We start from the raw sequence: 24,591 nt of genomic DNA on the forward strand, positions 1-24,591 counted from the left end.
ACGATCCGAGATCCCGGTGCCGATACCTGGCACTGCGGCGAGTGAAATACGCAGGTCAGTCCGAACAGACATCCGGCACGGACCGCCCCCACGGAGGACTCGTATGCGCTCACACCTGCTCAATGGCCTCACCGCGGAGCACTACCGCAGTTCCGTAAGCCAAGGAGTCGAGCGGGTGGCGGCCAAGCTCGTCGCCACCGACCGCCCGTTCACCGGCGTCACCGTCGACGCCCTCTCCCCCCGCATCGACGCCGTCGACCTTGAGCACCCGCTCGGCGACATCGCCGCGGCGCTCGACGAACTGGAGGACGTCTACCTCCGCGACGCGGTCTACTTTCACCACCCGCGCTACCTCGCCCACCTCAACTGCCCGGTCGTCATCCCTGCTGTGCTCGGTGAGGCGGTCCTGTCCGCCGTCAACTCCTCCATGGACACCTGGGACCAGTCGGCCGGCGCCACTCTGATCGAACGCAGGCTCATCGACTGGACGGCGCGCCGCATCGGCCTCGCCCCCACCGCCGACGGTGTGTTCACCTCCGGCGCCACCCAGTCCAACCTCCAGGCGCTGCTGCTCGCCCGAGAGGAGGCCAAGAGCGACAGCCTCACCACCCTGCGGATCTTCACATCCGAGGTCAGCCACTTCAGCGTGCAGAAGTCCGCCAAACTGCTCGGCCTGAGCCCCGACTCGGTGGTTTCCGTGCCGGTCGACCAGTACAAGCGGATGAGCACCACCGCCCTGGCCGACGAACTGGAGCGCTGCAAGCGGGACGGACTCGTCGCCATGGCCGTCGTCGCCACCGCCGGCACAACCGACTTCGGCTCCATCGACCCGCTTCCAGAGATCGCCGATCTGTGCCACGGGTACGGTGTATGGCTGCACGTCGACGCCGCCTACGGCTGCGGACTGCTCACCTCGCTGAAGTACCAGGACCGCCTCGCCGGCCTCGACCGCGCCGACTCGGTCACCGTCGACTACCACAAGTCGTTCTTCCAGCCGGTGAGTTCCTCCGCAGTGCTGGTCCGGGACGCCGCTGCCCTGCGTCACGCCACCTACCACGCCGGCGGCCACCGCCCGCGCCGTCCGGTGGCCGACCGCACGCCTGACCAGGTCGACAAGTCCCTCCAGACCACCCGCCGCTTCGACGCCCTCAAGCTGTGGCTGACTCTGCGCGTGATGGGTGCCGACGGCGTGGGCCAGCTCTTCGACGAGGTCTGCGACCGGGCCGCCGAGGGCTGGCGGATGCTGGATGCCGACCCCCGCTTCGACGTCGCCGTCGAGCCGGCCCTCTCCACCCTGGTCTTCCGCTACGTCCCGGTGGACGACACCGGCCCGGCAGAGATCGACCGCGCCAACCTCCACGCCCGCGCGGCCCTGTTCGCCTCCGGCGAGGCCGTGATCGCGACCGCCCGGGTCGGCGCGCGCACCTACCTGAAGTTCACCTTGCTCAACCCCGAGACCACGGTGGCCGACATCTCCGCGGTTCTTGACCTCATCACCGACTACGCCGAGCACTATCTGGGGGGTGCCCGTGAGCACCTCGGCTGAGCCCCGTCCCAAGACGTATGACTTCGTGGGGATCGGGATCGGCCCCTTCAACCTCGGCCTTGCCTGCCTCACCGAACCCATCGCCGAACTCGACGGCCTCTTCCTGGAGGCCAAGCCGGCCTTCAAGTGGCACGGCGGTATGCTTCTGGAAGGCACCCACCTGCAAACTCCGTTCATGTCGGACCTCGTCACCCTCGCCGACCCGACGTCCCCGTACTCCTTCCTCAACTACCTGAAGGAGAAGGGCAGTCTGTACTCGTTCTACATACGTGAGAACTTCTTCCCGCTTCGGGTCGAGTACGACGCCTACTGCCGCTGGGCGGCGAACCGGCTGAGCAACGTCCGCTTCGGTACGACCGTCGTCGATGTGACGTACGAGGACGAGGTGTATGTCGTCCGCACTGATTCCGGGGCAAGGTATCTGGCGCGCCGTCTCATACTCGGTACCGGTACGGTCCCCTTCGTCCCCTCGGTCTGCGACGGGCTGAGCGGCGACTTCCTGCACAGCTCCGAGTACGCTCAGCGCAAGGCGGAGCTGCAGTCGAGGAGGTCCGTCACGATCGTCGGCAGCGGCCAGAGCGCGGCCGAGATCTACTACCAGATGCTGGCTGAGGCAGATGTGCACGGCTATCAGCTGAACTGGGTCACCCGTTCCCCGCGCTTCTTCCCGTTGGAGTACACCAAACTGACCCTGGAGATGACGTCCCCGGAGTACATCGACTACTTCCACGCTCTTCCCGAAGCGACGCGATACGGTCTGGAAGCACAGCAGAAACCCCTCTTCAAGGGCATCAGCTCGGACCTGATCAACTCGATCTTCGACCTGCTGTACCAGAAGAAGGTCGGCAGTGGCGGCCGTGCCGTCGCCACCAGGCTGCTCACCAACTCATCCCTCGTGAGTGCCCGGTACCGCGACGGTTCATACACCCTCGGTTTCCACCAGGCCGAGCAGGACAAGGACTTCGAGATCCGCACCGAGGGCCTGGTCCTGGCCACCGGTTACCACTACGAGCCCCCCGCCTTCCTGGACTCCGTCAGGGACCGCCTCCGTTTCGACAGCCGCGGCCGCTTCCAGATCGCACGCAACTACACCATCGACGTCACCGGCCAAGGTGTGTTCCTGCAGAACGGCGGTGTCCACGCCCACAGCCTCACCAGCCCCGATCTGGGCATGGGCGCGTACCGCAACTCGTGCATCATCCGGGAGCTGCTCGGCGCCGAGCACTACCCCGTCGAGAAGACCATCGCCTTCCAGGAGTTCGGCGTATGACCCGCAGGGCTCATCCCGGCGGTCAGCCGGACCGGCCTCGGGCACCGATCGCCTGCGAAGAGCCGCGGACTATCCTTCCATCTGCCGCACAACGGCGCGGACAGGTGCTCACCACACCAGGCAGGGCGCATATCGGAAGTGATGCTGAGCGCAATACGGGCAAGGAGACCCGGCCTGATACCCGACAGTGGACCACAGCGCTCGCTGGCTGCGGCCCAACTGGTCAACAACGTCGGGAACGGCCTCTACGTGACCGGTCAGGCCCTCTTCTTCACCCGTTCGGCCGGGCTACCGGTTTCGCAGGTCAGCCTGGGCCTCGGGGTCAGTGCGCTGTCCGGCTTCGCGGGCGGCGTGACCGCGGGCCGTCTGGCGGACCGGCGCGGCTCGCGCGAGACGTACACCGTGACACTGCTCTGCCAGGGAGTCGTCGCGGCCTCGCTCGTGTTCGTCCACTCCTTCCTGGCCTTCCTCGTCTCGGTGTCTCTCCTCCAGTTCGCTCAGGCGGCGAGCTTCGCGGCGCGCGGCCCGATGATCCGCGCCCTGGGCGGTGGGGATCCCGCGGCGTTCCGCGCATACCTCCGGTCCTTGACCAACGTGGGCATGGCCGTCGGCGGGGCCGCGGCGGCGGCAGTCATTCAGATCGACACGCGGCCGGCCTACCTCACGCTCGTTCTCGGGGACGCGTTCACCTACGCGGTGTCCGCGGTGCTGGTCAGCCGCGTACCCCGGGTGGCACCGGTGCCCCATCCTGGTCAGGGGGACCGCTGGATCGCCCTTCGCGATCTGCCCTACCTGTCCCTCACCGCGCTGGACGGCGTGATGTGCATGCAGTACGCGGTGCTGGTGTTCGCCCTGCCTGTGTGGCTCGTCGGCTACACGAACGCCCCCGGTTGGTTGATCGGCGCGGCCGCCATGACCAACACGTCGCTGTGCGTGTTCCTGCAGGTCCGGGCCAGCCGGGGGATCAACACGGCGGCCGCCGCCGGACGTGCCATGCGCCGGGCCGGTCTCGCCTTCCTGGTCTCGACAGCGCTCTTCGCCATGCTGCCCGGCCTGCCGGGCTGGGTAGCGGGGTCGGCCGTTCTGCTGGCCACGGTGGTCCACACCGCCGGCGAACTGTGGCAGACGTCCGCCGGCTTCGAACTCAGCTACGGGCTGGCTCCGCCGCACGCCGTCGGAGAGTACACGGGCGTCTACGCCATGGGTTTCGTCTTCGCCAACGCGGTCGCACCACCTGTGCTGGGGCTGCTCTGCATCTCCATGGGCCGGCCCGGCTGGTTCGTGCTCGGCCTGGTCTTCATGTCGCTCGGTCTGGTGATGCCGCCGGTGGTGCGGTGGGCTCAGCGCAACCGGCCCGTTGGCGAGACGGCATGAGCGGGGGCCGCCGCATCACCCGCGAACCCGTGACGGGCGGGGCCGAAACCATGCCCCATCGGGGTCTTTCCCCGTTGCGGCAGGCGCATCCCATGGCCGGTCCCTGCTCGCGATCGTTGAAGTTGTTCACAGGACGAGGAGGACTTCCCTTGCACAGCCCAGCCGAAACGACCGGAGACGGCATCGACTTCACCGCGCTGGTCCGGGACGTGCTCGTGCAGGCACTGGGGATCGACGGGGCGACCACCGACTTGGCGGTCGACGCGTCGCTGCGGGACCTGCCCAACATGAGTTCCCTGGCGATGCTGCGCGGCCTCATAATGATCGAGGACCGCCTCGGTGTCGAACTGGAGGACAACGAACTCGTCACCGCGCGCACGATCGGTGAACTGGCCGCCGCGATCGAGCGGCATCATGAGAAGAGCCTGGCCGGATGAGCGAGCCCCGCACGGCACTGTGCCGTCCGCTTGAGACGGACGACTACCACCGAGTGCCGCGTCCGGCCGTCTTCGAGGAGCTGGCGGCACGCGGCCCCGTGCATCGCGTCGTGCTCCCTGGCGAGGTTCCTGTATGGCTGATCACCAGTCGCGCGGCGGCCGAGGCGGCGCTGCGTGATCCCCGGCTGACCAAGGACCCGCTCCCGGTGGCGGGATACGGCCAGGCCGTGGGCAGCCGCCGGGTGCCGGAGGACTTCACTGCCGTGAGCGGACGGCAGTTGATGAACCTCGACGGACCGGACCACACCAGGATCCGGCGGGTGATGGGCAAGTACCTCTCCGAGACGGCCATCGCGAGACGGCAGGCTGTCATCGAGGAGGCGGTCGAGGACCGGCTCGTCGCACTCGCCGCCCGAGAGACCGCCGACCTGATCGTCGACTTCGCCACTCCGCTCGCCTTGGACGTGGTAGGTCGCATGGTGGGCGTCCCGGCGGACCTGACGAAGATCATCATGTTGCAGGGAGAGAAGCTGCTGGGGCCCGCGGATCCGGCTGATCCGGACATGGTCAGGGCGTATCACGTCGTCGCGGAGGCAGTGGAACGCGCTTGGCAGGAAAGGACACCCGAGGACGGCCGCGGTGACCTGCTCGAAGCACTGCTGCGGGCGCGGCGAGACGGCTTGCTGAGCCGTAGGGAGACCGCCTCGAATCTGGCCATGGTCGTGATCGGCGGTGTGGTGACGATTCCCCTGCTCGGCTACGGGGCTGCAAAGCTGCTGGAGGACTCCCGCGCGCGTACCGAGCTGCTGACCGGCGACCCGGGCGCGGTGGTCGAAGAACTGCTCCGAAGCGATCCGCCGATCTCCTTCACGAGCTGGCGATTCGCCACCGAACGGATGGTGGTCGCCGGCCAGGCCATCGAGCCGGGAGAGGCAGTCATGGTCCTGATCGTCGCCGCCAACAACGACGCGGCCTGCCCGGCCGCCGCCGGAGGAGGCAGCCGGGGCCCCGGCCACCTGTCGTTCGGCGGTGGAGTGCACCGATGCATGGGGGCGCACCTGGCGCGGCGTACGGCCGCCACCGCATGGCCTGCGCTGTTGCGGCGCTTCCCCGGCCTCCGTCTGGAACTGCCGGTGGAAGAGCTCGTGTGGTACGGCGGATTCGGCCCGCGCGGACCCGAACGCATACCGGTCCGGCTCACGGGGCCGCGCTCATGAGAGTCGCGGGAGCGGTCACCGTCGCGGCCGGTGCGCTGTGGCTGCCCGACGACGCCTACCCGGCGACACTGGCACAGGAGCGGGGTGTCGTTCTGCCGGCCGACTCCTCCGGCGAGGACTTCGAGCAGTTGCCGACCTCGGACCGCACCGCGACGGAGATGGCGTGTCTGGCGGCACGCCGCGCTCTCGACTCGGCTGAGGTACGGCCACAGGAGCTGGGACTGCTCGTCCACTCCTGGGTCTACGACCAGGGCCCCGGCACGTGGACCCCACCCCACCGGGTGGCCAGAGAGCTGAAGGCACTCGGTTGCCCGGCGATCGGCGTGCACCAGATGTCGAACGGTGGCGGCGGAGCGTTGCAGCTCGCTGTCGCCCACCTGCTCGCCGAGCCGCGTGCCGGGGCCGCTCTCGTGACGACAGCCGACGCCTTCGGCGCACTGCCCTACGACCGCTGGCAGTCCGTGCCGCCCCTCGGCGACGGCGCCACCGCGACCGTCCTCACCCGAGGGCGGGGCCCGCAGGTGATCGAGGCCATCGCCTCCGCGGGGAACAACAGTCTGGAACTCGCCTACCCCACTTCCCACCCGTTCGAGCGAAGCGTCAGGCGCTACGAGCCCCCGAGCAGGACCACGCTGCGCGAGATCAGTCGTTGTGTGCGCCGGGCCGTCGACGAAGTACTCGACGACGCCGCACTGAAGGCGGACAGCCCGACGATCACCGCGGTGCTGCTCCCGAGGATCGGGCGCACGCTGTCCGACCACCTGACCACCACCGCCCTACCCGCAGCGCTGCGCGACAAGGTCGTGCGCGTCGGGCAACGGACCGGCCATCTCGGTAGCGGCGATCTGCCCGCCAACCTCGCCGAACAGCCGCCGCCCGGTCAGGGACGACATCATCTGCACGTCAGTGTCGGCGCCGGTGTCAGCAGCACCTGCCTGCTCACGCGGGGCAAGTGAGTGCGAGACCGCCGCACCGACCAGGTTGAGAGGTAGACCCCACCATGGGCGACAACACATTGGTACATCCTGGCAGGTCCCTGGTCCGGACCTTGGCCGAGCTGCTCGACCACCTCGACGACGACCGCGGTCACACGCGGTTGGTGTTCCCCGAGGCCGGGGAAACGCTGCTGCACCGCGACATCCCCGCACGAGCCTGGGGGGTAGCCGACGCACTGGTGAGACTCGGCGTCACCGAGGGAACGCCCGTCGGTCTGCTGATCGGCACCTCACCTCACTTCGCGCCTTCCATGTTCGGTGTGTGGGCCGCGGGCGGTGCCATCACCGTCCTCCCCGTGCCGCCCGTGCGTGCCTCGGCGAGCGAGGTGGCCACCAGCCTCGCCCCGGCGCTCGCCGGTCTGCGGCATGTGCTGGTGGGCGAGGAGTACGTGGAGATCGCGCGAGAACTCACCAGGGTGCGACCGGACCTCGTGGCCGTCGCGGTGTCCGACTGCGCCCCGGCGCCCGGTCGGTCCGCCGGCGCGGTGACCCGGCCGGAAACCCCGGCGATCGTGCAGTTCACCTCGGGTACCACCGCCCGCCCGAAGGCAGTGGTGCTCTCTCACCGAGCGGTGCTCGCGTGTCTGACGGCGACCTTCGCAGCCAGCTCCATCGGCATGGAAGACGTGGTCGTCTCCTGGGTACCGCTGTTCCATGACTTCGGACTGATCACTCTGGTCTACGGTCTGTGGCTGGGCTACGAGCACCATCTGTTCACCCCGTGGCGGTTCGTGCGCAGGCCACGGGAAGTCCTCAAGCACCTCAGTGCCTGTAGGGCGACGGTGTTCGGCAGCCCCAACTTCGGCTACGACCGGATCGTCGCATCGTGTCCGGACGGCATGCTGGACGCGCTGGACCTGGGTTCCCTGCGGCTGGCTCTCAACGGCGGTGAACCGGTGAAACCGAGCACGGTGGCCGACCTGGCCAGGACCCTGAGGCCCTCGGGACTGGTCGGCACGGCGATGAAGCCGGTCTACGGCATGGCCGAGGCCGTCATGTCCGTCGCCTGTCCCCCGGCGGACGCCCCCGCGAAGGTGGTGTGGTTCGACCGGGAATCCCTGGCACAACACCGCCGGGCAGTCATCCTCCCCGGCAACGCGGACAACGCGACCGGGCTGGTCTCGGTGGGGCGCGCCGTCCCGGGACTCGACCTCGGTCTGCGTGACGGACACGGCCGCCAACTGGCCGAAGGAGAGGTCGGCGAGATCGTCCTGCGCGGCCCTTCGCTCGCCGACGGTTACATCCTGCCGGGCGAGCGCACCTTGACCCCGCTCCTGCGGGACGGCTGGCTGCACACCGGCGACCTGGGCGTGCGAGTGGGCGGTGAGCTGTACATCGCGGGCAGAGCCAAAGACATGGTCATCGTAGCGGGCCGCAACTTCTTCGCCGAGGACGTCGAGGACGTGGTGCGGACAGGATTGCCCGGCGGGTCCGGCCGCTGTGTGGTGGTGGCCGACCACGACCGCGAACGCATGGTCGTGATAGCGGAAACGGACGACCTCGCGATGGCGGGCGATCTGTCGGCCCGTCTGCGGAGGTTGGTGTCCGCTCGTCTGGACCTCGGCGCTGTTGACGTGCACGTCGTACCGCGCAGCACCCTGCCCCGCACGACCAGCGGCAAGTGGCAGCGCGGGCTCGCGGCGCGCTACCTCCGGCACCTGGCCAAGGACTGACTGCGCGCTCCCCGCAGGTGAAGTCGGCGACGTACCCACGATCCGCACCACCATCCACGACGACGGCCATGAGCGGGCCTGTGACCTGCTCAAACGCGACAACCTGCGCCTCCTCACCACCATCGGAACCCTCCCGCCCCACGAACACGAGACCAACCACTACGCTCCACACCAGCCCCCACCGTCGGCTGGAGTCAACGCATCGAGCTGAGCGCTTCACTGTCCCAGGTCGGAGCTCCCTCCTCGGCATGGCCTGGAGAGCGCCCCGCACAAGGCGTCCCGAAAGGCTTGAAACGCTGATGCGCTTCACCTCCCAGACGTCGTCGGACGGCATCACCGAACAGTTCTCCACCGTCGATGAGGTCCCCGGCGTGCTGTGGCCGCCGGAAGGCGCCTGTGGTGCTCTTGCCTGATTCCGCTGGGCCACGGTGGCTCGCAGCGCAAGACAGCCCCCAGGCGCCGCTTCCCGCGCGCGCCGCTACGCCGCCGAGGGTTTCGCGGTCGTCGCCATCGACGCACCCAACCGCGGTGAGTTCTCCCGGCGTGGACGGTGCGTGGCTGGACGCGGACGGCGGGCGGCTCTACAGCAGCACCGACCAGCCGATCAGCGTGCCCACCAGCCGTCCCCCGGCGTACAACGGCCAGCGCACCGTGCCACCGCCCTCCGGCCGGGACGCGCCCAGTTCGATCATCACCAGCGCCACCAGGACGCACAGCAGGCCCGCCCCCACCCACGACAGCAGGGACGCCGGGCCCGCCGTGCGCGCCGCGTACATCGCGGCGAACAACCACCCCGAGCCCACGATGTTGGAGAACGCGATCGCCGTCAGCCCCCAGTAGCCCAGATCCCGGCGCAACCGGCGTTCCTGGGCCACTGCCGCCGGGGTCGCCTCCCCGCCGGCCGCCCGGTCCCGAGGCACGTGACCGTCTCCTCCCGCTCGTCGTACGTGCGTTGAGAGTAGCGGCCGCCGGAGGACGCCGCGCAGCGCACGCGCGGCGGGAGACCCGGCCGGCAGCTCAGCCCGAGCCGGTCGAGAGGTAGCGTTCACCGGAGTCGGGAAACACCGCGGCGATCGTCGCCCCGGACCACCGCGGCTGCCTGGACACGATACGGGCGGCGTGGGCCGCGGCCCCCGACGAGATCCCGGCGAGCAGGCCGGTGGCCCGGGTGATCTCCTGGCTCGTGCCGGCCGCGTCGTCGTCCGACACCGCGATCACCTCGTCGATGAGCGCCAGGTCCGTGATCTCCGAGACGTAGCCCGCCCCGATCCCCGGGATGCCGTGCGGTCCCGCTTCGCCTCCCGAGAGGACGGCCGACCTGGTGGGCTCGACGGCGACCACATGGACGTCGCGCCGTTCCTTGAGGAAACGCGCGGTCCCGGTCAGCGTGCCGCCGGTGCCGACGCCGCACACCAGCACATCGATCTCGCCCTCGGTGTCCTGCCACAGCTCGGGGCCGGTGGTCTCGTAGTGCGCCAGCGCGTTGGCGGGGTTGGTGTCCTGGTGCGGCAGCCACGAGCCGGGTGTGGACTTCTGCAGCCGCTCCGCGTACGCCCAAGCGGCCGGCAGCCCGTCGCCATGGGGCACGAACCTGATCTCGGCCCCGAGCTTGCGCAGTATCAGCTGCCGTTCCACGGTGGCGTTGTCCGGCATGACGATGATGCAGCGGTGACCGTGCCGCAGGCAGAGCGCGGCAAGGGAGATCCCGGTGCTCCCGGAGGAGCACTCGATCACCGTCCCGCCTTCCGCCAGCTCCCCCGACCGCTGGGCGTCGCGGAACATGTAGAGCACCGCCCGGTCCTTGACGTTGGCGAGCGGGTTCAGCATCTCCAGCTTGGCCAGGGTCCGCACCCCCTCGGGGACGCCCGGCAGCCGGTACTGGAGCAGTGGGGTGCCGCCGATCAGCTCCTCGACGGACTGGTGGATCCGGCCTTGCGCGCTCATGAGACCCCCGCCCCACGGGCTGCCGCCAGGTGCGCGGCCGCGACCTGTTCCAGGTGGGTGATGTCGCTGGAGACGGTGGCGAAGGTGTAACCCTGCGACAGCCACCGGGCCGCGCTGTCCCCGTCCATGCAGTGGATGCCGGCGGCGACACCCGCGTGCCGTGCGGCTTCGGCGATGGCGGCCGTCGCCTCCAGCAGGGCCGGCCGCACCGCGGGATCGCCGAAGTACCGTCCGCCGAGCGCCACGGAGAGGTCGGCCGGTCCCAGGTAGACGGCGTCCAGGCCCGGGGTCGCGCAGATCTTCTCCAGGTCGTTCAGGGCGGCCATGGTCTCGATCATGACGATGCAGACCACGCCCTCGTCGATCTCGGCCGGGACGTCACCGAGCCGGAACTGCGCCCGCACGGGGCCGGCCAGGCTGCGGGTCCCCGCAGGCCAGTGCCGGGTGGCCCGCACCGCGACCTCGGCCTGCTCCGGCGATTCGACCATGGGCACGATCACGCCGCGGGCACCGGTGTCCAGAGCGGCGCCGATGGCGACAGGATCCACGGAGGGGACCCGGATCAGGCCCGCGGCGCGTTGTCCCGCGTCCACCGCCATCATCGCGGCGTTCCATCCCGGCTGCGACAGGACCCCGTGCTGGCCGTCGACCCCGATGTAGTCGTAGCCGAGCCGGGCGATGCGCTCGACCGCGACGGGGTTGTCGCACGAGATCCAGTAACCGGTGAGCTGCTCGCGGGCGCGGAGCCGCCGCGCGAACGAATCCGGCAACGACATGTCTACCGCCCTTCCTCGTCACCGTCGCCGGCACGGATCGCGTAGCTGTGTTTCCCGTCCAGGCCGACAGGCACGTCGCCGGTGACCGAGACCCGGTGCAGCAGCCGCCGGTGGCTGTCGTAATCGTCGACGCCGTAGTGCTGCGTGCAGCGGTTGTCGAAGATGAGCACGTCTCCCGGCCGCCAGTTCCAGCGGACCTGGTTCTCCGGACGCAGTGCGTAGGACTGCAGCACGTCGATGATCGGCCGTGACTCGCGGAGGGTCATTCCCACCAGGCGCTGGGCGAAGCCGCCGAGGAACAGGGAGGGTTCGCCCGTCTCCGGGTGGACGCGGACGACCGGGTGCGCGGTCTCGAACCGCTTGGCCAGGAAGGCCCGGCGCACCTCCTCACCCCGCTCGGTGCCCAGGCGCGGCTGCTCCGCGCGGTTGGTGTGCACCGCCCACAGCCGGTCGGCGATCTCCCGCAGCTCGGCGGGCAGGTCCCGGTAGCCGGCCGCGCCGCTCGCCACCAGCGTGTCCCCGCCGTACGGCGGCAGGACCACACTGCGCAGTGTGGTGCCCAGTGACGGGGTCTCGGTGAAGCTGATGTCGCAGTGCCAGTGGTTGGCCCGCTGGTCCTCCCCGTCCACGACGAGGACTTGCGGGCTCTGCTCGGCGGTCCGCATCAGCGGATGCCGGTGGGTGAGCGGGCCGAAGCGGCCGGCGAAGGCCAACTGCTGTTCGTCGGTGATGTCCTGATCGCGGAAGAACAGCACCTTGTGATCGAGGAACGCCTGCTTGATCTCGGCGAACAGCTGATCCGAGATCGTGGCGCCCAGGTCGATACCGGTGATCTCGGCGCCTATGCGGCCGCCGATGCGCCGGATGTCGATCGCGCTCATCTACTCAACCCCCCTGTGTTTCCCCGTCTCCTGGGCGGTCCGCTCGTGCCATCCCCGTGCCAGCGCGTCCTCCAGGCCGTTCAGCACCGCGTACGCGTCGTGCACGAGGGTCACGGGATCCGCCGACTCCAGGTAGAGAACTCCGCCCAGCACCATCTTTCCGCCGCTGCGCTCGTACTTCGGCATGGGCGTCCCGTCCGGGACCGTCAGGCTCGGCACGGTCTCGATCCTCGAACCGGGTGTCACCAAGGACGCCCAGTCGACCACGCGGCTGTCCCAGACCAGGTCCTTCGACCACGGATCCCCGGCGGCGTTCGTGGCGAGAAGGGACAGCGTGCACGCGGCCCCCTCGGCGTCCTGCCCGGTCAGCATGGAATCGGGCGGACCGGCCGGGAGCCCGAGCAGCGCGTCGGCCAGCATCCCGATCAGATCGAGGCCGTAGACGTGCTCGATCTGCGCGAGGATCGCGGCGCCGCCGAAGCGCGCGGCGGACTCGATCAGCGCGAGTTCCCCGTCCGCCATCAGCTTGATCTCCGTGTGGGTACCGCAGGTCCGCAGCCCGAGGGCGTCGACCGCGGCGCGAGCCACCGATTCGACCGCACGCTGCAGCGGCAGCGGGAGTTCGCACGGCGCTATGTTGCACAGCTCCATGTAGGGCGGGATCGTCGGCAGCCTCGACGTGATGCAGACCGGGTGGTACACACCCTCGACGACCATTCCCTCCACGCTCAGATAGTCGCCGTAGCCGCTCCCGTCCTCCCACCAGGACTGCGTCGTCCCCGGGATGATCTCCTCGGCGAGGAAGTCGTTCTCCGCACCCGCCACCTCCAGCATGAGGACGTTCGCCGCGTCCGCCGCCTTCATCACCGCGGTCGCCTCCTCCCACGCCGGCTCGATCTCCTCCTCGGAGGAGATGACGAGCTGCGCGGTCGAGCCGGCGCCCCACGCCGACTTCAGCAGCAGCGGCGGCCGCAGTTCGCGAAACGCCCGGCGCAGGTCCGCCGCCGAGGTCACCGTCCGGTACGCCGGCTGCGGCACCCCGGCCTTCTCCCACGCGGCCCGCATCGACCGCTTGTCGCGCGAGGACACCGCTCCGGGGCCCGGGCCGGGAAGGCCCAGGCGTTCGGCCGCCAGCGCGACCGGGACCACCGTGTACTCCGACAGGCCGCACACCGCGTCCGCACCGACCCGGACGGCCGCCTCCACGATCGCGTCGACCAGTTCGTCGCCCTTCAGCCGCCGCTCGTGGGCGGGGACGACCGAGGCGCAGAACACCTCCGCCTCGGCCGGCAGCGGCCGGAACGCGAGCACGTGGAGCTCTCCGCGGGCGGCCAGCCGGGGCAGCGCGAAATCAAGGGGCGGACCGGACCGGCTGTGCACCAGCAGGATTCGCTTTTTCACCGGCTATTCCTTCACTCCGCAGATGATGCTGTGCACATGGATCATCTCGGGAGGCCGCATGCCGGCCTCGTGAGTGATCGTCTCGATGGCGGTGAAACCGCACTCCTCCATCCACTGCCGGTAGGTGGAGACTTTCTGCGGACCTCCCTCGGCCGTGCTGCAGCCGAGGAAATACGCCGGGAAGAAGTCTGCCTGGCTCGAGTCCTTCACGTTCTCCGGGTAGGTCGGGACGAGGGCGTAGATCCGCCCGCCGGGCTCAAGGCAGTCGTGGACGGCACGGAGCACCCGGAACACGTTCTCCTTGCCGAGCTGATCCAGGAAATGCTTCACCAGGACGACGTCGAAGCCTTTGGGAAGGCCGTCGTACACGTCGCCGCCGATGAAGGAGCAGGATTCCTCGACTCCGTGCGCGCGGAAGTTCTCCAGCGCGTCCTCCTGCTTCTCCGGAAAGTCGAAGCAGGCCACCTGGAGGTTCTTCTCCGGGTTGTACCTGCACGTCAGAATCGCACCCAGTCCGGTGTGCCCCGCCAGGTCGAGCACCCTGCTGCCGTGCTCGATGCCGGCGTTGTCGAAGAACCACGGGTCGATGAGGGACGTCGTCTGGTCCATCATCGCGGACCACGCGGTACGGAGCTGCTCGTGTTCGGCGCACGCCTCGTAGAGGTTGCCGCGGAACCCGAAGATCTCCTCCAGGCCGACCACCCTTCCCGTCCGCACGCTGTCGGCCAGGTGGTAGAGCTGCCGCAGACAGACCTCCTTGATCATGGTCATCAGGCGCATGGCCCGGGCGAACTCGTCCTCGGAGAGGCGGGCGAGGCCGCCCGCCCGGTAGCCGCCGGCGCTCTCGTCGTAGGTGACGAGGTCTTCCTTGACGAGCAGGTGCAGCAGTTGCTCGACGGCGTCCGGCCGGACGCCGGCCGCCTCGGCCAGGTGTGCGGCCGACAGCCAGGTACCGTCGTTCTTCCGGAGGTGGTCCAGGACGCCGAGCTCGTAGCAGGCGTACACGGTCATGAACCTGGTCGGGCCGACCGCGATGTCCCGGAACTGTCCCAGGACGTGTTCAGGACTCCCCGGCTGCCCCGCGGACGTGGTCATTTCCCTATCGCCTTCCACTGCTCGGGATTTCCGGCGTCGGCGAACATGGTGACCACCAGCTCGTCGGACGGCAGCTGTGCGGCGATCTTGCGCGCGACCAGCCAGTTCGCCGAGGCGGAGGTGCCGATCCGGGTGCCGGTGAGGCTGTAGAACTCCGCGGCCCCCTCCAGCGCTTCCGGATAGGAGACCTGCCGGTGCGCGGCGACGTCGTGCTCGTACGCCTTCACGAACGGCTGCTTGAGGCCGTACCCGAGTCCACCGGTGCCGCACAGTCCTTGGGGGGTCGCCGGAGCCCCGCCGTGCCCGTAGGGGGATTCCGCCGGTGTCACACCCACCGCGCGGACGCCGGGATTGACGGTGCGCAGCATGTTCAGCACGCCGATGAGGGTGCCGCCCGTACCGATGGCGGCTACCCAGGTGTGCGGCTTGCGGCCGGCCAGCTGCTTCACGATCTCGGTGCCCGTGGTCGCCTGATGGATCGTCAGGTTGGCCGGGTTGACGTGCTGGAACAGGAGCTGCCAGGAGTCGTCCGTGTCCGCGATCCGCAGCGCCTGCCTGATCGTGCCGAGGAAGCCCTCCTCCTGCGGGGCGATGTCCACCGCGGTCCCGCGGGACCGCAGCGTGTCCAGCACGCTCTCGGACGTGAACGACGCCACGACCAGACGCAGCGGGATCTCCGCCTCCGCGCACAGACAGGACAGCGCCAGCCCCAGGTTCCCGCCCGAGTACTCCACCAGCCGGAGATCCTCGGCGGGCCGGTCCCCGTGGCGCCTGATGGCATCACAGACGAGCGCGTAGGCCACGCGGTCCTTCAGCGACCCCGCCGGGTTTCCCCATTCGCACTTCGCGAGAATGGTCGCGCCGCCGGGGCTCGACGGGACCTCGATGAGCGGTGTGTTCCCGAGCCGTTCACGGAATCTGGCTATCCCTGGATATCGTTCATGAATGGCGGCCATGCTCTGCAGCTCGGTTTCGGCGACCTGGCTGAACGGCTTCAGCAGTTCGTCCACCACCGGCGCCAAAATCTTCCGGACCTCGTCCATCAGGATTCCTCTCCGCCGTCTCGTTCACGCCGGCGGCTTCCGCCGGCGGGGATGACGGGCGCCTCGCATGCTTCACAGCATGCGCCGGGCGCAAAGTCCGAGCCATATCCCATATTGCTGACACCCGGTCCGCCGCAGTCCGTCCCAGCCCGGTTCGAGCCGTGCTCGAGCCGTGCTCGACCGGAGCGATATCGCGGCGGCGCAGAATGTCGGTCGTGACAGCAGCCAGGTGCCGGGCAGCGCCGGAGGTCCACGAGGGCACCCCCCGCGAATCCATAGAACGGGCGATCGAGTACATCTGGGAGCGGTACAGCGAGCCGGTCTCGCTGGACGAACTCTCGAAGAGCGCCCTGCTCAGCCGCTTCCACTTCGCTCGCACATTCCGGGACGTCACCGGCGTCACCCCTGGCCGATTCCTGTCCGCGGTACGCATCCATCAGGCGAAGCGTCTGCTGACCAATACCACGAGAACCATCACGGACATCTCATCCGCCGTGGGATATCAGAGCCTCGGGTCGTTCACGAACTACTTCACCCAGAGTGTGGGCATGCCACCGAGCCAGTTCCGTCATCTCGGCGAAGGCACCGTACTCGATCTTCTCCCGCCGGAGAACCACGTGCACGCGTCACGCGGTACGGCGGCCGTGACCCTCACCCTTCCCGGCGGTTGCTCAGGTCTGCGGGCGTACGTGGGGATCTTCCCGTCCCCCATTCTCCAGAGCCCGCCCGTCGCCGCGAAGGTCATCGACGCGGCCGGTGACCAGCCCCTGCGCTGTGTCCTGCCGAACGTCCCGTCCGGGACGTGGTTCGTCCACGCCGTCGCGGCCGCGCGCGCCGCCGGCCTGGACCACGGCCCCCGCCAACTGCTGTTCGTGGACCGGCGCGACGCGGTCACCGTCGGGCCGCACACGGCCCTGAGCGTGTCGATGCGCCTGCGCCCGAGCAGGCCGACCGATCCGCCGATCCTGCTCGCGCTGCCGGATCTGCGTTCGCTCCCCACGTCCCGGCCGGCCGCGGGCCGGGCCGGCTGAACGGCATGTCCGGCCGGCCGGCAGCGGCCCCGGGCACCGGCTCCCCCCACCGCCCGACCAGGATTTCGAGGTATACATGATCACCGCCGACGTACACCGGAACTTGAAGCTGCGCATCGGAGTCGGGTTCGTCCGGAAGTTCCTGGACATCATGCTCGCCCCGCTGATGGTGATCCACTTCTCGCACCTGTACGGCGCGGCCACGGCGGGCCTGATGACCCTGTCGATCGCCGTCGCCGTCGTCGGGTGCACGTTCGTCGGCGGCCACATGTCCGACACCCTCGGCCGGCGTCCCACCCTCCTGGTCGGCGAGACCGGCAGCGCCGCGGCCCTCGTGCTGCTCGCGCTGGCGAACTCTCCGTGGTGGCACTCGGGGACGGCGACCTTCTGCTGCTATCTGCTCAGCACCAGCCTCTTCGGCATCGCGGTACCCGCCAACGACGCGATGATGGTGGACGTGTCCACGCAGGAGACGCGTGCGCAGATCTACACGATCAACTACTGGTCGATCAACCTGGCGTTCCTCATGGGTTCCCTCGTGGGCGGCTTCGTCTACGGCCGGTACTTCTTCTACCTCCTCGCCGGCGCCGCGGTGCTGGCGAGCGTCATCGCGCTCGTCACCCTGGTCGCGATCAGCGAGACCGCGCCGCGCGGCCACACGGCCGCGGTGCAGGACCGTGGCTGGCTGAAGACGCTGCTGGACGGCTACACGGCGGCGGTGCGCGACAGCGTCCTGGCCCGCCTGATCCTGTCCGCCCTGCTGATCCGGAGCATCGAGATCCAGATCTCGTACTACATCGCCGTGCGCCTCAGCGACGACTTCGGCCGGCAGCGACTGCTCGCCGTCGGCGGGTGGCGGCCGACCGTCGACGGCGTCGAGATGCTCGGCATCCTCCGGGCGGCGAACACCCTCATCGTGGTCTGCCTGGCGCTGTTCGCCGCCTGGCTGTTCCGCCGCCTGTCCGACCGGCAGCGCATCTTCGGCGGCATCGGCCTCTTCACGGCCGGATACATGGTGTGGGGGGCGAGCAACGCCCCCTGGCTGCTGCTCGCGGCCGCGGTGGTGCTCACCATCGGCGAGATCATGTCGGTGCCGATCCGGCAGGTCCTGCTGGCCGATCTGGTGCCCGCCGAGGACCGGAGCAGGTACATGGCCGCGTACCAGATCAACGTGCAGCTGGGGATGATCGTCGGCTCGCTCTGCGTGACCATCGGCGTGCTGGTCCCGGCGGCCGGGATGAGCGTGCTGTTCGGGGTCTTCGGGGCCGGCGCGATGCTCCTGTACCGGTCGCTCTTCCGGGTGCGCGACGCGCAGGCGGCCGCCCCGCCCGCCCTGGTCGCCCAGGAAAGCGCGCAGCAGCCGTGAGAGCGGTCCGCCGGGCGGACACCGCATCCGCCCGCCGGCGCGCACGGCCGCGGGCGCGGAGCGTCGTCGCCGGCGGCACCGAGATCCTCCCGGGGCACGCCTCGTCCGCCGGGGCCCGCGGGCGCGGGTCCGCCGTCGTGACCGGCCGTCCGGCCGCACGGCGTACGGCGGCCCGCTCACCGCACAAGTGAATGGAGCCCAGCGATGACAGACAAGATCCTCATGGTGATGCCGTGGCGCGCGTACGTGCGCAAGGCCACCGAGGAGGGCTTCCGGGTCTTCTCCATCTGGGACCCGGACCGCATCCCGCAGGACCACCGGGACGAGGTGGCGCGGTATTCCGAGGAACTCCTGTTCACCGACTTCCGGGACGTCGCCGGGCTGCGCCGGCTGGTGGCCGGGACGGCCACGCGGCTGGGAGTCTCCCACGTCCTGCACCTGGGCAACGAGGACACCCAGCTCCCCGTCTGCGAGGAGGCGCACGCGCTGGGGCTCGCCCCGAACCCGCCGGAGGCGCTGCGCGTCATCAACGACAAGACGGCGATGCGGCAACTGCTGCGCGACCGCGGTCTGTCGCCGGTGCGGGCCACCGTGGCCGGATCGGCGCGGGAGGCGCGGGCGTTGCTGGCGGAGTTCGAGCTGCCCGTCGTGGCCAAGCCGGCCCTGCTCTCCGGCAGCCGCGGCGTACGGCTCATCAACGAGGCACGGGACATGGACGACTGGGAGGACCGGCTCGCCGACCAGGGCTACGCGGGTCCCGTGCTGATCGAGGAGTACCTGCGCGGGCCCGAGTTCAGCGTCGAGACGCTGACCAGTCAGGGAACCCACCACGTCGTGGGCGTCACGGCCAAGCGGAAGACGCCGCCGCCCGGCTTCACCGAGATCGGGCACGTCCATCCCGCGTCCATGGCCGAACCCGACCGGGCGGCGGTCACCGACCTGGTCCTCCGGTTCCTGAGCGAGACCGGCTACCGGTTCGGCCCGGCGCACACGGAGGTCATCCTGACGCCGGACGGCCCGAGGATCGTCGAGTCGCAGACCCGCGCCCCGGGCGACCGGATCCACCGGGCCATCGCGCTCGCCTCCGGGTTCGACATCGAGACGGCCATCTTCCGCGCGCTCCTCGGCAAACCGGTCCAGGTCGACACCGCCCACCGGGTGGGCTGCGTCTCCTTCTTCCAGCTCCGCCCCGGACGGCTCGTCTCCGTGGAGGGGCTGGACGCCGTCCGTGCGCTCCCCTTCGTGCACGAGCTGAAGTTCCCTTTCGCGCCGGGCGACACGGTCCCCGAGATCAAGAACTCCGGAAGCCGGCACGGCCATGTCGTGATCGACGCCGCGTCGGAGCAGGAGGCGGACCACCGGATCGCCCTCGTGCGCGGCCTGTTGCGCGCCACGACGGTCCCCGGCCCGGCGGACGGTGCGGCGACCCCACGGGAGCAGTAGGAGTCGGTCGGGTCAGCTGCGGCAGGGGAAACAGCTCAGCGCGGAAGCGCCCTGGGCCCGTCAGGAGGCGGGCCCAGGGCGCTTTCGTGCCGCGTCCGCGTATCGGGCGGGCGTGGACATCAGTCCGCTGCGGCCACGGGGACGGCGGACCCGCCGTGGGCCGGACGGCGCTGGACCTCCTCCGGGACGGCGAGGCGTGCGGGCCGCAGGACGCCGTCCTCACCTCGCACCTGGATCCGGATGGTGTCCCGCACGACCCGGCCGGCGAGGCGCACCGCCGTTTCGCTGGTGTCCGCGGTGGCGGCCACCAGCCCCAGACGGTCCCAGGAATCCTCGACCGGGCGGACCGTGTCGCCCGGCTCGACCCACATCTCGGCCGTGAGGACACCGGGCTCCGCTCGCGCGTCCTCCACGCCCGTGACCGATTCCACCCGTCCCGGGCCGCCGACCAGGAAGCGAACCGCGGCAGCGCTCCGCGCCCGCGGTGGCCGGGAGAGCTCGGGCACCAGACCGAAAGGCCAGCCGAGCGCGTAGGTCTCCAGGTCGATCGCGTAGGCACCGCGCACGAGTTCGTTGATGGCGCCGCCCCCGAAGCGGTTGTGCGACTCTATGACCACCGGCCCCCGCTCGCTGAGCCTGAACTCGGTGTGCGCGGGCCCGTCCCGCAGTCCCATCGCATCGAGGAACAGGCTCGTGGCGTCGAGGACGCGGGCCTGGGCGGCGCCGTCCAGCCGGGCGGGCATGGCGTGGGAGAAGGCCGCGAAACTGTCGCCGGCGAGATGTGTCTCGGTGATTCCGACGACCACGTGGCGGCCGTCGAAGCTGAGGGACTCCGCGCTGAACTGAGGGCCGTCGACGTACTCCTCCATCATGAAACCGTCGACGGGGAACGGCATGGTGGTGCGGGCCATGGGGTGTCCGTTCAGCGCGTTCACCGTGGCCCACGCCGTGTCCGCCGCCTCGGGACCGGTGACCCGGAACACCCCGTAACTTCCCGTGCCGTTCCTCGGCTTGACGACGAACGGCCAGCCGTGGCGCTCGGCGAACTCATCGAGGTCACGGCGGGTCGTCAGCGGCGCCGCGGCGACGGTGACCGCTCCGCTGCCGGCCGCGGCCAGGCGACGGCGCATGGCCAGTTTGTCCCGGAAGCACCTGGCGGCCTCCAGTCCGGTGCCGCCCAGAGAGAACACGTCGTTGAGCAGGCCCGCCCCTTCCAGGCCGGGCTCCGTGAGGGAGACGACGGCGGTGAATCCCGTGGAGCTCCACAGCTCGCGGGCCGCCGTCTCCAGCGCGGTCAGATCCGTGTAGTCCACGGCCCGGACGGCATCGGCCAGTTCACACGGTGCCTCCGTGATCTTCTCCGGGTGCTGGAGCACGAGGACGCGCAGACCCAGGTCCTTCGCCTTCCTCACCGTACGGTCGGTGGCGCCGACGAGAAGCACCGTCGCATCTGCTTGCACGCTTCCTCCGCTTCTTGCGCTTCTTCCGGGGCGAGGACCAGACGGCGCGGAACAGGCCGGCCGATCAGGGCATCCACGCTGTTTCCGGCAGTGCGCCATGCGCTTTTCGCACCGCCTTCTCAGCCACCACATGAGTGTCGGCCGGCACATCCGTCAGGACGAGGGCCTGCGCCCCGATCACCGCTCTGTCGCCGATGTCCACCGGTCCGAGGACGGTGGCGCCGGCGCCCAGCACGGCACCACTGCCGATGGCCGGGTGGCGCCGTTCTCCGGGCAGCCTGCGGTTGTCCCGCCACCAGCCGACCGCTCCGAGGGTGACCTGGTGGTAGATGGTCACGTCATCGCCCACCACCGCTGTCTCGCCGATCACCACGGCCGCGCCGTGGTCGATGAGGACCCTGCGGCCCAGCGTGGCACCGGGATGGATCTCCGTACCGGTGAGCGCCCGGGCGCAGGTCATCAGGGCGCGCGCCGTCAGCCGGGCGCCGCGTTCGTGGAGCAGGTGCGCCACGCGGTGGACGCCCAGGGCGGGCAGGGCCGGATGCAGCAGGGCTTCCGCGACCGTGTGTATGGACGGGTCGCGCTCGACGACGGTGCGGACGTCCTCGGCGAGCAGGCGGACCAGGTCCGCCGGTCCGTACCGCATCGGCCGCTCGGGCTCCGCGGCCGGTTCCGGCCGCCCTCGGCCGGCCGTGTGCCCGGTGGCGAGGACCATGCCCGCCCGTGCGTCGGTGTCGTGCCGGGACGGCTCCGGGCCGGATCGTCGTTGCCTGTTCATCGTGTCCTCCCGGCCGTGTGGCTGGAAACGTCGGCGGGGTCACGCCGCGGAGGCCGGGACGGCCCACCGGGTGATCTCGTGGAGCGCTGCGTCCTTGCGCCGGCGCAGACTCATGGCGGTGTTGCGTACGAGCGACTGGACCGTGCCCGCTCCCTGGTCCAGCAGGCCCTGGCGGCGGGAGAGGAGCACCACGCGGGTGGTGCGTTCCACGCGCTGGCGCTGGTAGGCGCGCAGCGCGGCACCGAAGTCGCCGCGGCCGCCGTCCACGACGTGCGTGCGCAGCTCGGAGGCGAGGACGACGGCGTCTTCGAGCGCCATGTTCGCCGCTTGTCCGAGGGCGGGGGCCATGGGGTGCGCCGCGTCGCCGAGCAGGACCACGCGGCCGTCGACCCACCGCGACACGGGGTCACGGTCGTGGACGTCCGTGACCGCGACGTCGGCGGGGTCGCTGCCGGCGATCAGCCGTACGATCGGCGCGGGCCATCCGGCGATCAGCTCCCCGAGCCGTCGTTGGGCCGCCTCCGGGCCGAGCGGCCGCCAGGTTCCGGGCGGCGCGGTGATCTTGGCCGTCCAGTACAGCGTGCCGTCGGCGACCGGAGCGGCGAATATCTGGACGCCGTTCCCGTTGGCCACGAAGCCCTGGGGCCATGGCCAGTCGCCGGGTGTGTGGCTGCGCACCGAGGTGTAACCGCAGTAGCGCGGCGGTCCGTCCGCGAGCATCTGCTCGCGCACCGCCGACCAGATCCCGTCCGCGGCCACCAGCAGGTCCGCGGAGTGGGTGCTGCCGTCGGACAGCCGCAAGGAGACGGGGCCGCCGTCCGTCGCGTAGTCGCGCACCACCGTGCCCATCCGGACCTCGGCGCCGGCGGCGGAGACCTCGTCGATCAGCGCGTCCTGCACGGCTGTGCGCAGGATGGAGATGGGCGGAGTTCCGTCCGGCCAGCCCAGTCGGCCGATCTTCTCGCGTGCGAGGATCCGGCCGGAGGAACTGAGCAGCACGCGCCGCTCGTGCGGACGTATCACGTGCCCGGATGCGCGGATGCGCCCACCGAGCCGGCTGCTGATGGCGTCCGCGGCGGCGACGCCGTTCGGGTAGAGCATCAGGCCGGAGCCCGCGGGTTCGAAGGCCGGTGCGCGTTCGAGGACCGTCACTTCGAGGCCGCACCGTGCGAGTGCCGCCGCCGCGGCCAGTCCGCCGATGCCGCCGCCCACGACGGTCGCGGTGAACCGCCCGGCCGTCATGGCCGCACCGCCGGGGCCGCCGGATCGTCGGCGCTCCTGTGATACATGGCTACAAGCATGTGGTCTCCAGGCCGTTCGTCCATCTCTGATATTGCTCAGCCGCCGGGTGCTGCCGGGCGGACCCGGCCGGGGGCAGGAGGGGGTCCGGGCAGGCGCGGACGGTGTGTCCGGCCCGCCGGGTGAGGACCGGGCCCGCGGGCACCAGGGCGCCGGCGACCGGGCCGGACCCCGCGAAACCCGGCAGGACCTCGTGCGCGTTGCCGGAGGCGGGGGCCGGGCGCCGGCTCAGGCGGGCTCGGGGGCGCTGAACACCGCGACGCAGTTCTGGCCGCCGAACCCGAAGGCGTTCGCCATCGCCGTGCGCACGGGCGTCCGCCGCGCGACGTTGGCCACATGGTCCAGGTCGCACTCGGGGTCGGGCGTGTCCAGATTGATCGTGGGCGGCACGACGCCGTCCCGGATGGCCAGGGCGCACAGCATCGCGCCCAAGGCGCCCGCACCGCCGACCATGTGGCCGACGCTCGACTTCGGGCCGCTCACGGCGATCCGGTCCGTCGCGGCGCCGAGCGCCGCGCGGATGGCCCTGGACTCGGTGCGGTCGTTGGCCTTGGTGGAGGTGCCGTGGGCGCAGATGTAGTCGAGGTCCTCGGGCGCGATCCCGGACCGCTGCACCGCGGTCCTGATCGCGGCCGTGGCGTACTCGCCCTCCGGGTGCGGGGCGGTGACGTGGAAGGCGTCACAGGTCAACGCGCCACCGCTGACGACGGCGTACGGGATGGCCCCGCGCCGGCGGGCGTGCTCGGCGGACTCCAGGACCATGATCACCGCCCCCTCGCCCAGCACGAAGCCTTCCCTGTCCACGTCGAAGGGACGACTGGCCCGGGTGGGGTCGTCGTTGCGCCGGGAGAGCGCGCCCAGGGTGGACAGGCCGTTCATGAAGGACCGCGTGATCACCGCCTCGGTGCCGCCGCAGACGACCACGTCCGCCTCGCCGGAGAGGATCATGCGCCGCGCGTCCAGCAGCGCGTACAGGCCGCTCGCGCAGGCCAGCGCGTTGGCGTTGACCGGGCCGTGGACGCCGAGGTCGATCGCCACCTCGCAACTGGGCATGTTCGTCAGCGAGTAGGGGACGAAGTAGGAGCTGGGCTCCTTGCCGTCGACCAGCAGCCTGGTGGCCGCCTCGATGGTGTCGAAGCCCGCCGCTCCGGCGTTCACCACGACCGACACCCGGTCCCGGTTGTCGTCGTCGATGTCCAGCTTCGCGTCGGCCACCGCCTCGCGCGCCGCCACGACGGCGAACGCCGTGAACCGGGAGATGCGCCGGGTCCGTTTGGCGTCAAAATGCTCGGAAGGCCGGAACGACTTCACTTCGGCGGCGATCCGGGTGTCCATTCCTGTGGGATCGAAAGCGGTGATGGGCCCGACGCCCGACCGGCCCGCCACGATCGCTTCCCAGCTGCTCTCCCGATCATTTCCGACCGGAGTCAGCGCGCCTATGCCTGTGATTACGACGTCATCATGCATTGCACCGACAATACGCGGGCCGATCGGCACGGGCAATACTTCCCGAGGGGACTTCCCGCGCCTCCGGCCTGAATCTGGACACCGGGGCGGGCCGG

The 24,591-nt window shown here is 70.3% G+C and carries 20 protein-coding genes and 1 pseudogene; 10 read left to right on the top strand and 11 right to left on the bottom strand.

What is annotated here, in order from left to right; translation table 11 throughout:
- Positions 1 to 103: 103 nt before the first annotated feature.
- The 7 genes from AC6I72_RS35445 (at position 104) to AC6I72_RS35475 (ending at position 8,512) form a co-directional block, all read left to right on the top strand.
- Entirely contained in the window at positions 104 to 1,546 is a 1,443-nt protein-coding gene (locus tag AC6I72_RS35445) for a pyridoxal phosphate-dependent decarboxylase family protein (protein WP_498005640.1), read from the top strand.
- Positions 1,530 to 2,816 carry a lysine N(6)-hydroxylase/L-ornithine N(5)-oxygenase family protein gene (locus AC6I72_RS35450; protein WP_498005642.1) on the top strand — a complete coding sequence of 429 codons (1,287 nt, stop codon included), beginning with the start codon at positions 1,530 to 1,532 and terminating at the stop codon, positions 2,814 to 2,816. Before AC6I72_RS35445 ends, AC6I72_RS35450 begins: the two co-directional genes overlap by 17 nt.
- 141 nt (positions 2,817 to 2,957) lie before the next feature.
- Positions 2,958 to 4,190 (top strand): MFS transporter, encoded by a 1,233-nt coding sequence (locus AC6I72_RS35455; protein ID WP_498005644.1) that lies wholly within the window; start codon positions 2,958 to 2,960, stop codon positions 4,188 to 4,190.
- 149 nt (positions 4,191 to 4,339) lie between these two features.
- A complete protein-coding gene (locus AC6I72_RS35460; RefSeq protein ID WP_498005645.1) occupies positions 4,340 to 4,627 on the top strand; it encodes an acyl carrier protein in 288 nt (95 codons plus the stop codon).
- A gap of 53 nt (positions 4,628 to 4,680) precedes the next feature.
- Entirely contained in the window at positions 4,681 to 5,844 is a 1,164-nt protein-coding gene (locus AC6I72_RS35465; RefSeq protein ID WP_498005647.1) for a cytochrome P450 family protein, read from the top strand.
- On the top strand, positions 5,841 to 6,800 hold the full coding sequence (locus tag AC6I72_RS35470; RefSeq protein WP_498005649.1) for a ketoacyl-ACP synthase III family protein: 960 nt from the start codon (positions 5,841 to 5,843) through the stop codon (positions 6,798 to 6,800). Before AC6I72_RS35465 ends, AC6I72_RS35470 begins: the two co-directional genes overlap by 4 nt.
- A 44-nt stretch (positions 6,801 to 6,844) precedes the next feature.
- On the top strand, positions 6,845 to 8,512 hold the full coding sequence (locus tag AC6I72_RS35475; RefSeq protein ID WP_498005651.1) for an AMP-binding protein: 1,668 nt from the start codon (positions 6,845 to 6,847) through the stop codon (positions 8,510 to 8,512).
- A gap of 584 nt (positions 8,513 to 9,096) precedes the next feature.
- Here AC6I72_RS35475 and AC6I72_RS35480 read toward each other — a convergent pair.
- The 7 genes and pseudogenes from AC6I72_RS35480 to AC6I72_RS35510 all read right to left on the bottom strand — a co-directional run.
- Positions 9,097 to 9,432, bottom strand: a pseudogene (locus AC6I72_RS35480) (amino acid permease); the annotation flags it as partial.
- A 97-nt stretch (positions 9,433 to 9,529) separates the two neighbouring features.
- Positions 9,530 to 10,456 (bottom strand): PLP-dependent cysteine synthase family protein, encoded by a 927-nt coding sequence (locus AC6I72_RS35485; protein WP_498005653.1) that lies wholly within the window; start codon positions 10,454 to 10,456, stop codon positions 9,530 to 9,532.
- Positions 10,453 to 11,232: an HpcH/HpaI aldolase family protein gene (locus tag AC6I72_RS35490; RefSeq protein WP_498005655.1), complete on the bottom strand. Its 780-nt coding sequence runs from the start codon at positions 11,230 to 11,232 to the stop codon at positions 10,453 to 10,455. Before AC6I72_RS35490 ends, AC6I72_RS35485 begins: the two co-directional genes overlap by 4 nt.
- Before the next feature lie 2 nt (positions 11,233 to 11,234).
- Positions 11,235 to 12,113 carry a TauD/TfdA dioxygenase family protein gene (locus tag AC6I72_RS35495; protein WP_498005656.1) on the bottom strand — a complete coding sequence of 293 codons (879 nt, stop codon included), beginning with the start codon at positions 12,111 to 12,113 and terminating at the stop codon, positions 11,235 to 11,237.
- The gene (locus AC6I72_RS35500) at positions 12,114 to 13,514 is read right to left on the bottom strand and encodes an ATP-grasp domain-containing protein (RefSeq protein WP_498005658.1); all 1,401 of its coding nucleotides are present in this window, start codon (positions 13,512 to 13,514) and stop codon (positions 12,114 to 12,116) included.
- Positions 13,515 to 13,517: 3 nt separating this feature from the next.
- On the bottom strand, positions 13,518 to 14,609 hold the full coding sequence (locus tag AC6I72_RS35505) for a methyltransferase (RefSeq protein WP_498005660.1): 1,092 nt from the start codon (positions 14,607 to 14,609) through the stop codon (positions 13,518 to 13,520).
- Positions 14,606 to 15,652: a PLP-dependent cysteine synthase family protein gene (locus AC6I72_RS35510; RefSeq protein WP_498005661.1), complete on the bottom strand. Its 1,047-nt coding sequence runs from the start codon at positions 15,650 to 15,652 to the stop codon at positions 14,606 to 14,608. Before AC6I72_RS35510 ends, AC6I72_RS35505 begins: the two co-directional genes overlap by 4 nt.
- 215 nt (positions 15,653 to 15,867) lie before the next feature.
- Between AC6I72_RS35510 and AC6I72_RS35515 the strand changes: the two genes are divergently transcribed.
- The 3 genes from AC6I72_RS35515 to AC6I72_RS35525 all read left to right on the top strand — a co-directional run bounded on the left by AC6I72_RS35515 (position 15,868) and on the right by AC6I72_RS35525 (position 19,492).
- On the top strand, positions 15,868 to 16,683 hold the full coding sequence (locus AC6I72_RS35515) for a helix-turn-helix domain-containing protein (protein WP_498005663.1): 816 nt from the start codon (positions 15,868 to 15,870) through the stop codon (positions 16,681 to 16,683).
- Between the two features lie 76 nt (positions 16,684 to 16,759).
- Positions 16,760 to 18,049: an MFS transporter gene (locus AC6I72_RS35520; protein ID WP_498005665.1), complete on the top strand. Its 1,290-nt coding sequence runs from the start codon at positions 16,760 to 16,762 to the stop codon at positions 18,047 to 18,049.
- Between the two features lie 204 nt (positions 18,050 to 18,253).
- Positions 18,254 to 19,492 carry an ATP-grasp domain-containing protein gene (locus AC6I72_RS35525; RefSeq protein WP_498005667.1) on the top strand — a complete coding sequence of 413 codons (1,239 nt, stop codon included), beginning with the start codon at positions 18,254 to 18,256 and terminating at the stop codon, positions 19,490 to 19,492.
- A 119-nt stretch (positions 19,493 to 19,611) separates the two neighbouring features.
- Here AC6I72_RS35525 and AC6I72_RS35530 read toward each other — a convergent pair whose 3' ends face one another.
- The 4 genes from AC6I72_RS35530 to AC6I72_RS35545 all read right to left on the bottom strand — a co-directional run bounded on the left by AC6I72_RS35530 (position 19,612) and on the right by AC6I72_RS35545 (position 24,496).
- Entirely contained in the window at positions 19,612 to 20,952 is a 1,341-nt protein-coding gene (locus tag AC6I72_RS35530; protein ID WP_498005669.1) for an ATP-grasp domain-containing protein, read from the bottom strand.
- 64 nt (positions 20,953 to 21,016) lie between these two features.
- The gene (gene epsC / locus AC6I72_RS35535; RefSeq protein ID WP_498005671.1) at positions 21,017 to 21,730 is read right to left on the bottom strand and encodes a serine O-acetyltransferase EpsC; all 714 of its coding nucleotides are present in this window, start codon (positions 21,728 to 21,730) and stop codon (positions 21,017 to 21,019) included.
- A gap of 39 nt (positions 21,731 to 21,769) precedes the next feature.
- The gene (locus AC6I72_RS35540) at positions 21,770 to 22,972 is read right to left on the bottom strand and encodes an FAD-dependent oxidoreductase (RefSeq protein ID WP_498005673.1); all 1,203 of its coding nucleotides are present in this window, start codon (positions 22,970 to 22,972) and stop codon (positions 21,770 to 21,772) included.
- Between the two features lie 285 nt (positions 22,973 to 23,257).
- Positions 23,258 to 24,496, bottom strand: a complete 1,239-nt coding sequence (locus AC6I72_RS35545) for a beta-ketoacyl-[acyl-carrier-protein] synthase family protein (RefSeq protein ID WP_498005675.1) — start codon at positions 24,494 to 24,496, stop codon at positions 23,258 to 23,260.
- Positions 24,497 to 24,591: the final 95 nt, after the last annotated feature.

The organism is Streptomyces sp. Xyl84 (assembly GCF_059731885.1).

What these genes read in the sequence shown, in the direction of transcription:
- AC6I72_RS35445 (WP_498005640.1), top strand. Translation starts at nt 104, where the DNA reads ATGCGCTCACACCTGCTCAATGGCCTCACCGCGGAGCACTACCGCAGT.
- AC6I72_RS35455 (WP_498005644.1), top strand. Translation starts at nt 2,958, where the DNA reads ATGCTGAGCGCAATACGGGCAAGGAGACCCGGCCTGATACCCGACAGT.
- AC6I72_RS35470 (WP_498005649.1), top strand. Translation starts at nt 5,841, where the DNA reads ATGAGAGTCGCGGGAGCGGTCACCGTCGCGGCCGGTGCGCTGTGGCTG.
- AC6I72_RS35475 (WP_498005651.1), top strand. Translation starts at nt 6,845, where the DNA reads ATGGGCGACAACACATTGGTACATCCTGGCAGGTCCCTGGTCCGGACC.
- AC6I72_RS35485 (WP_498005653.1), bottom strand. Translation starts at nt 10,456, where the DNA reads ATGAGCGCGCAAGGCCGGATCCACCAGTCCGTCGAGGAGCTGATCGGC.
- AC6I72_RS35490 (WP_498005655.1), bottom strand. Translation starts at nt 11,232, where the DNA reads ATGTCGTTGCCGGATTCGTTCGCGCGGCGGCTCCGCGCCCGCGAGCAG.
- AC6I72_RS35495 (WP_498005656.1), bottom strand. Translation starts at nt 12,113, where the DNA reads ATGAGCGCGATCGACATCCGGCGCATCGGCGGCCGCATAGGCGCCGAG.
- AC6I72_RS35505 (WP_498005660.1), bottom strand. Translation starts at nt 14,609, where the DNA reads ATGACCACGTCCGCGGGGCAGCCGGGGAGTCCTGAACACGTCCTGGGA.
- AC6I72_RS35510 (WP_498005661.1), bottom strand. Translation starts at nt 15,652, where the DNA reads ATGGACGAGGTCCGGAAGATTTTGGCGCCGGTGGTGGACGAACTGCTG.
- AC6I72_RS35520 (WP_498005665.1), top strand. Translation starts at nt 16,760, where the DNA reads ATGATCACCGCCGACGTACACCGGAACTTGAAGCTGCGCATCGGAGTC.
- AC6I72_RS35525 (WP_498005667.1), top strand. Translation starts at nt 18,254, where the DNA reads ATGACAGACAAGATCCTCATGGTGATGCCGTGGCGCGCGTACGTGCGC.
- epsC (WP_498005671.1), bottom strand. Translation starts at nt 21,730, where the DNA reads ATGAACAGGCAACGACGATCCGGCCCGGAGCCGTCCCGGCACGACACC.
- AC6I72_RS35540 (WP_498005673.1), bottom strand. Translation starts at nt 22,972, where the DNA reads ATGACGGCCGGGCGGTTCACCGCGACCGTCGTGGGCGGCGGCATCGGC.
- AC6I72_RS35545 (WP_498005675.1), bottom strand. Translation starts at nt 24,496, where the DNA reads ATGCATGATGACGTCGTAATCACAGGCATAGGCGCGCTGACTCCGGTC.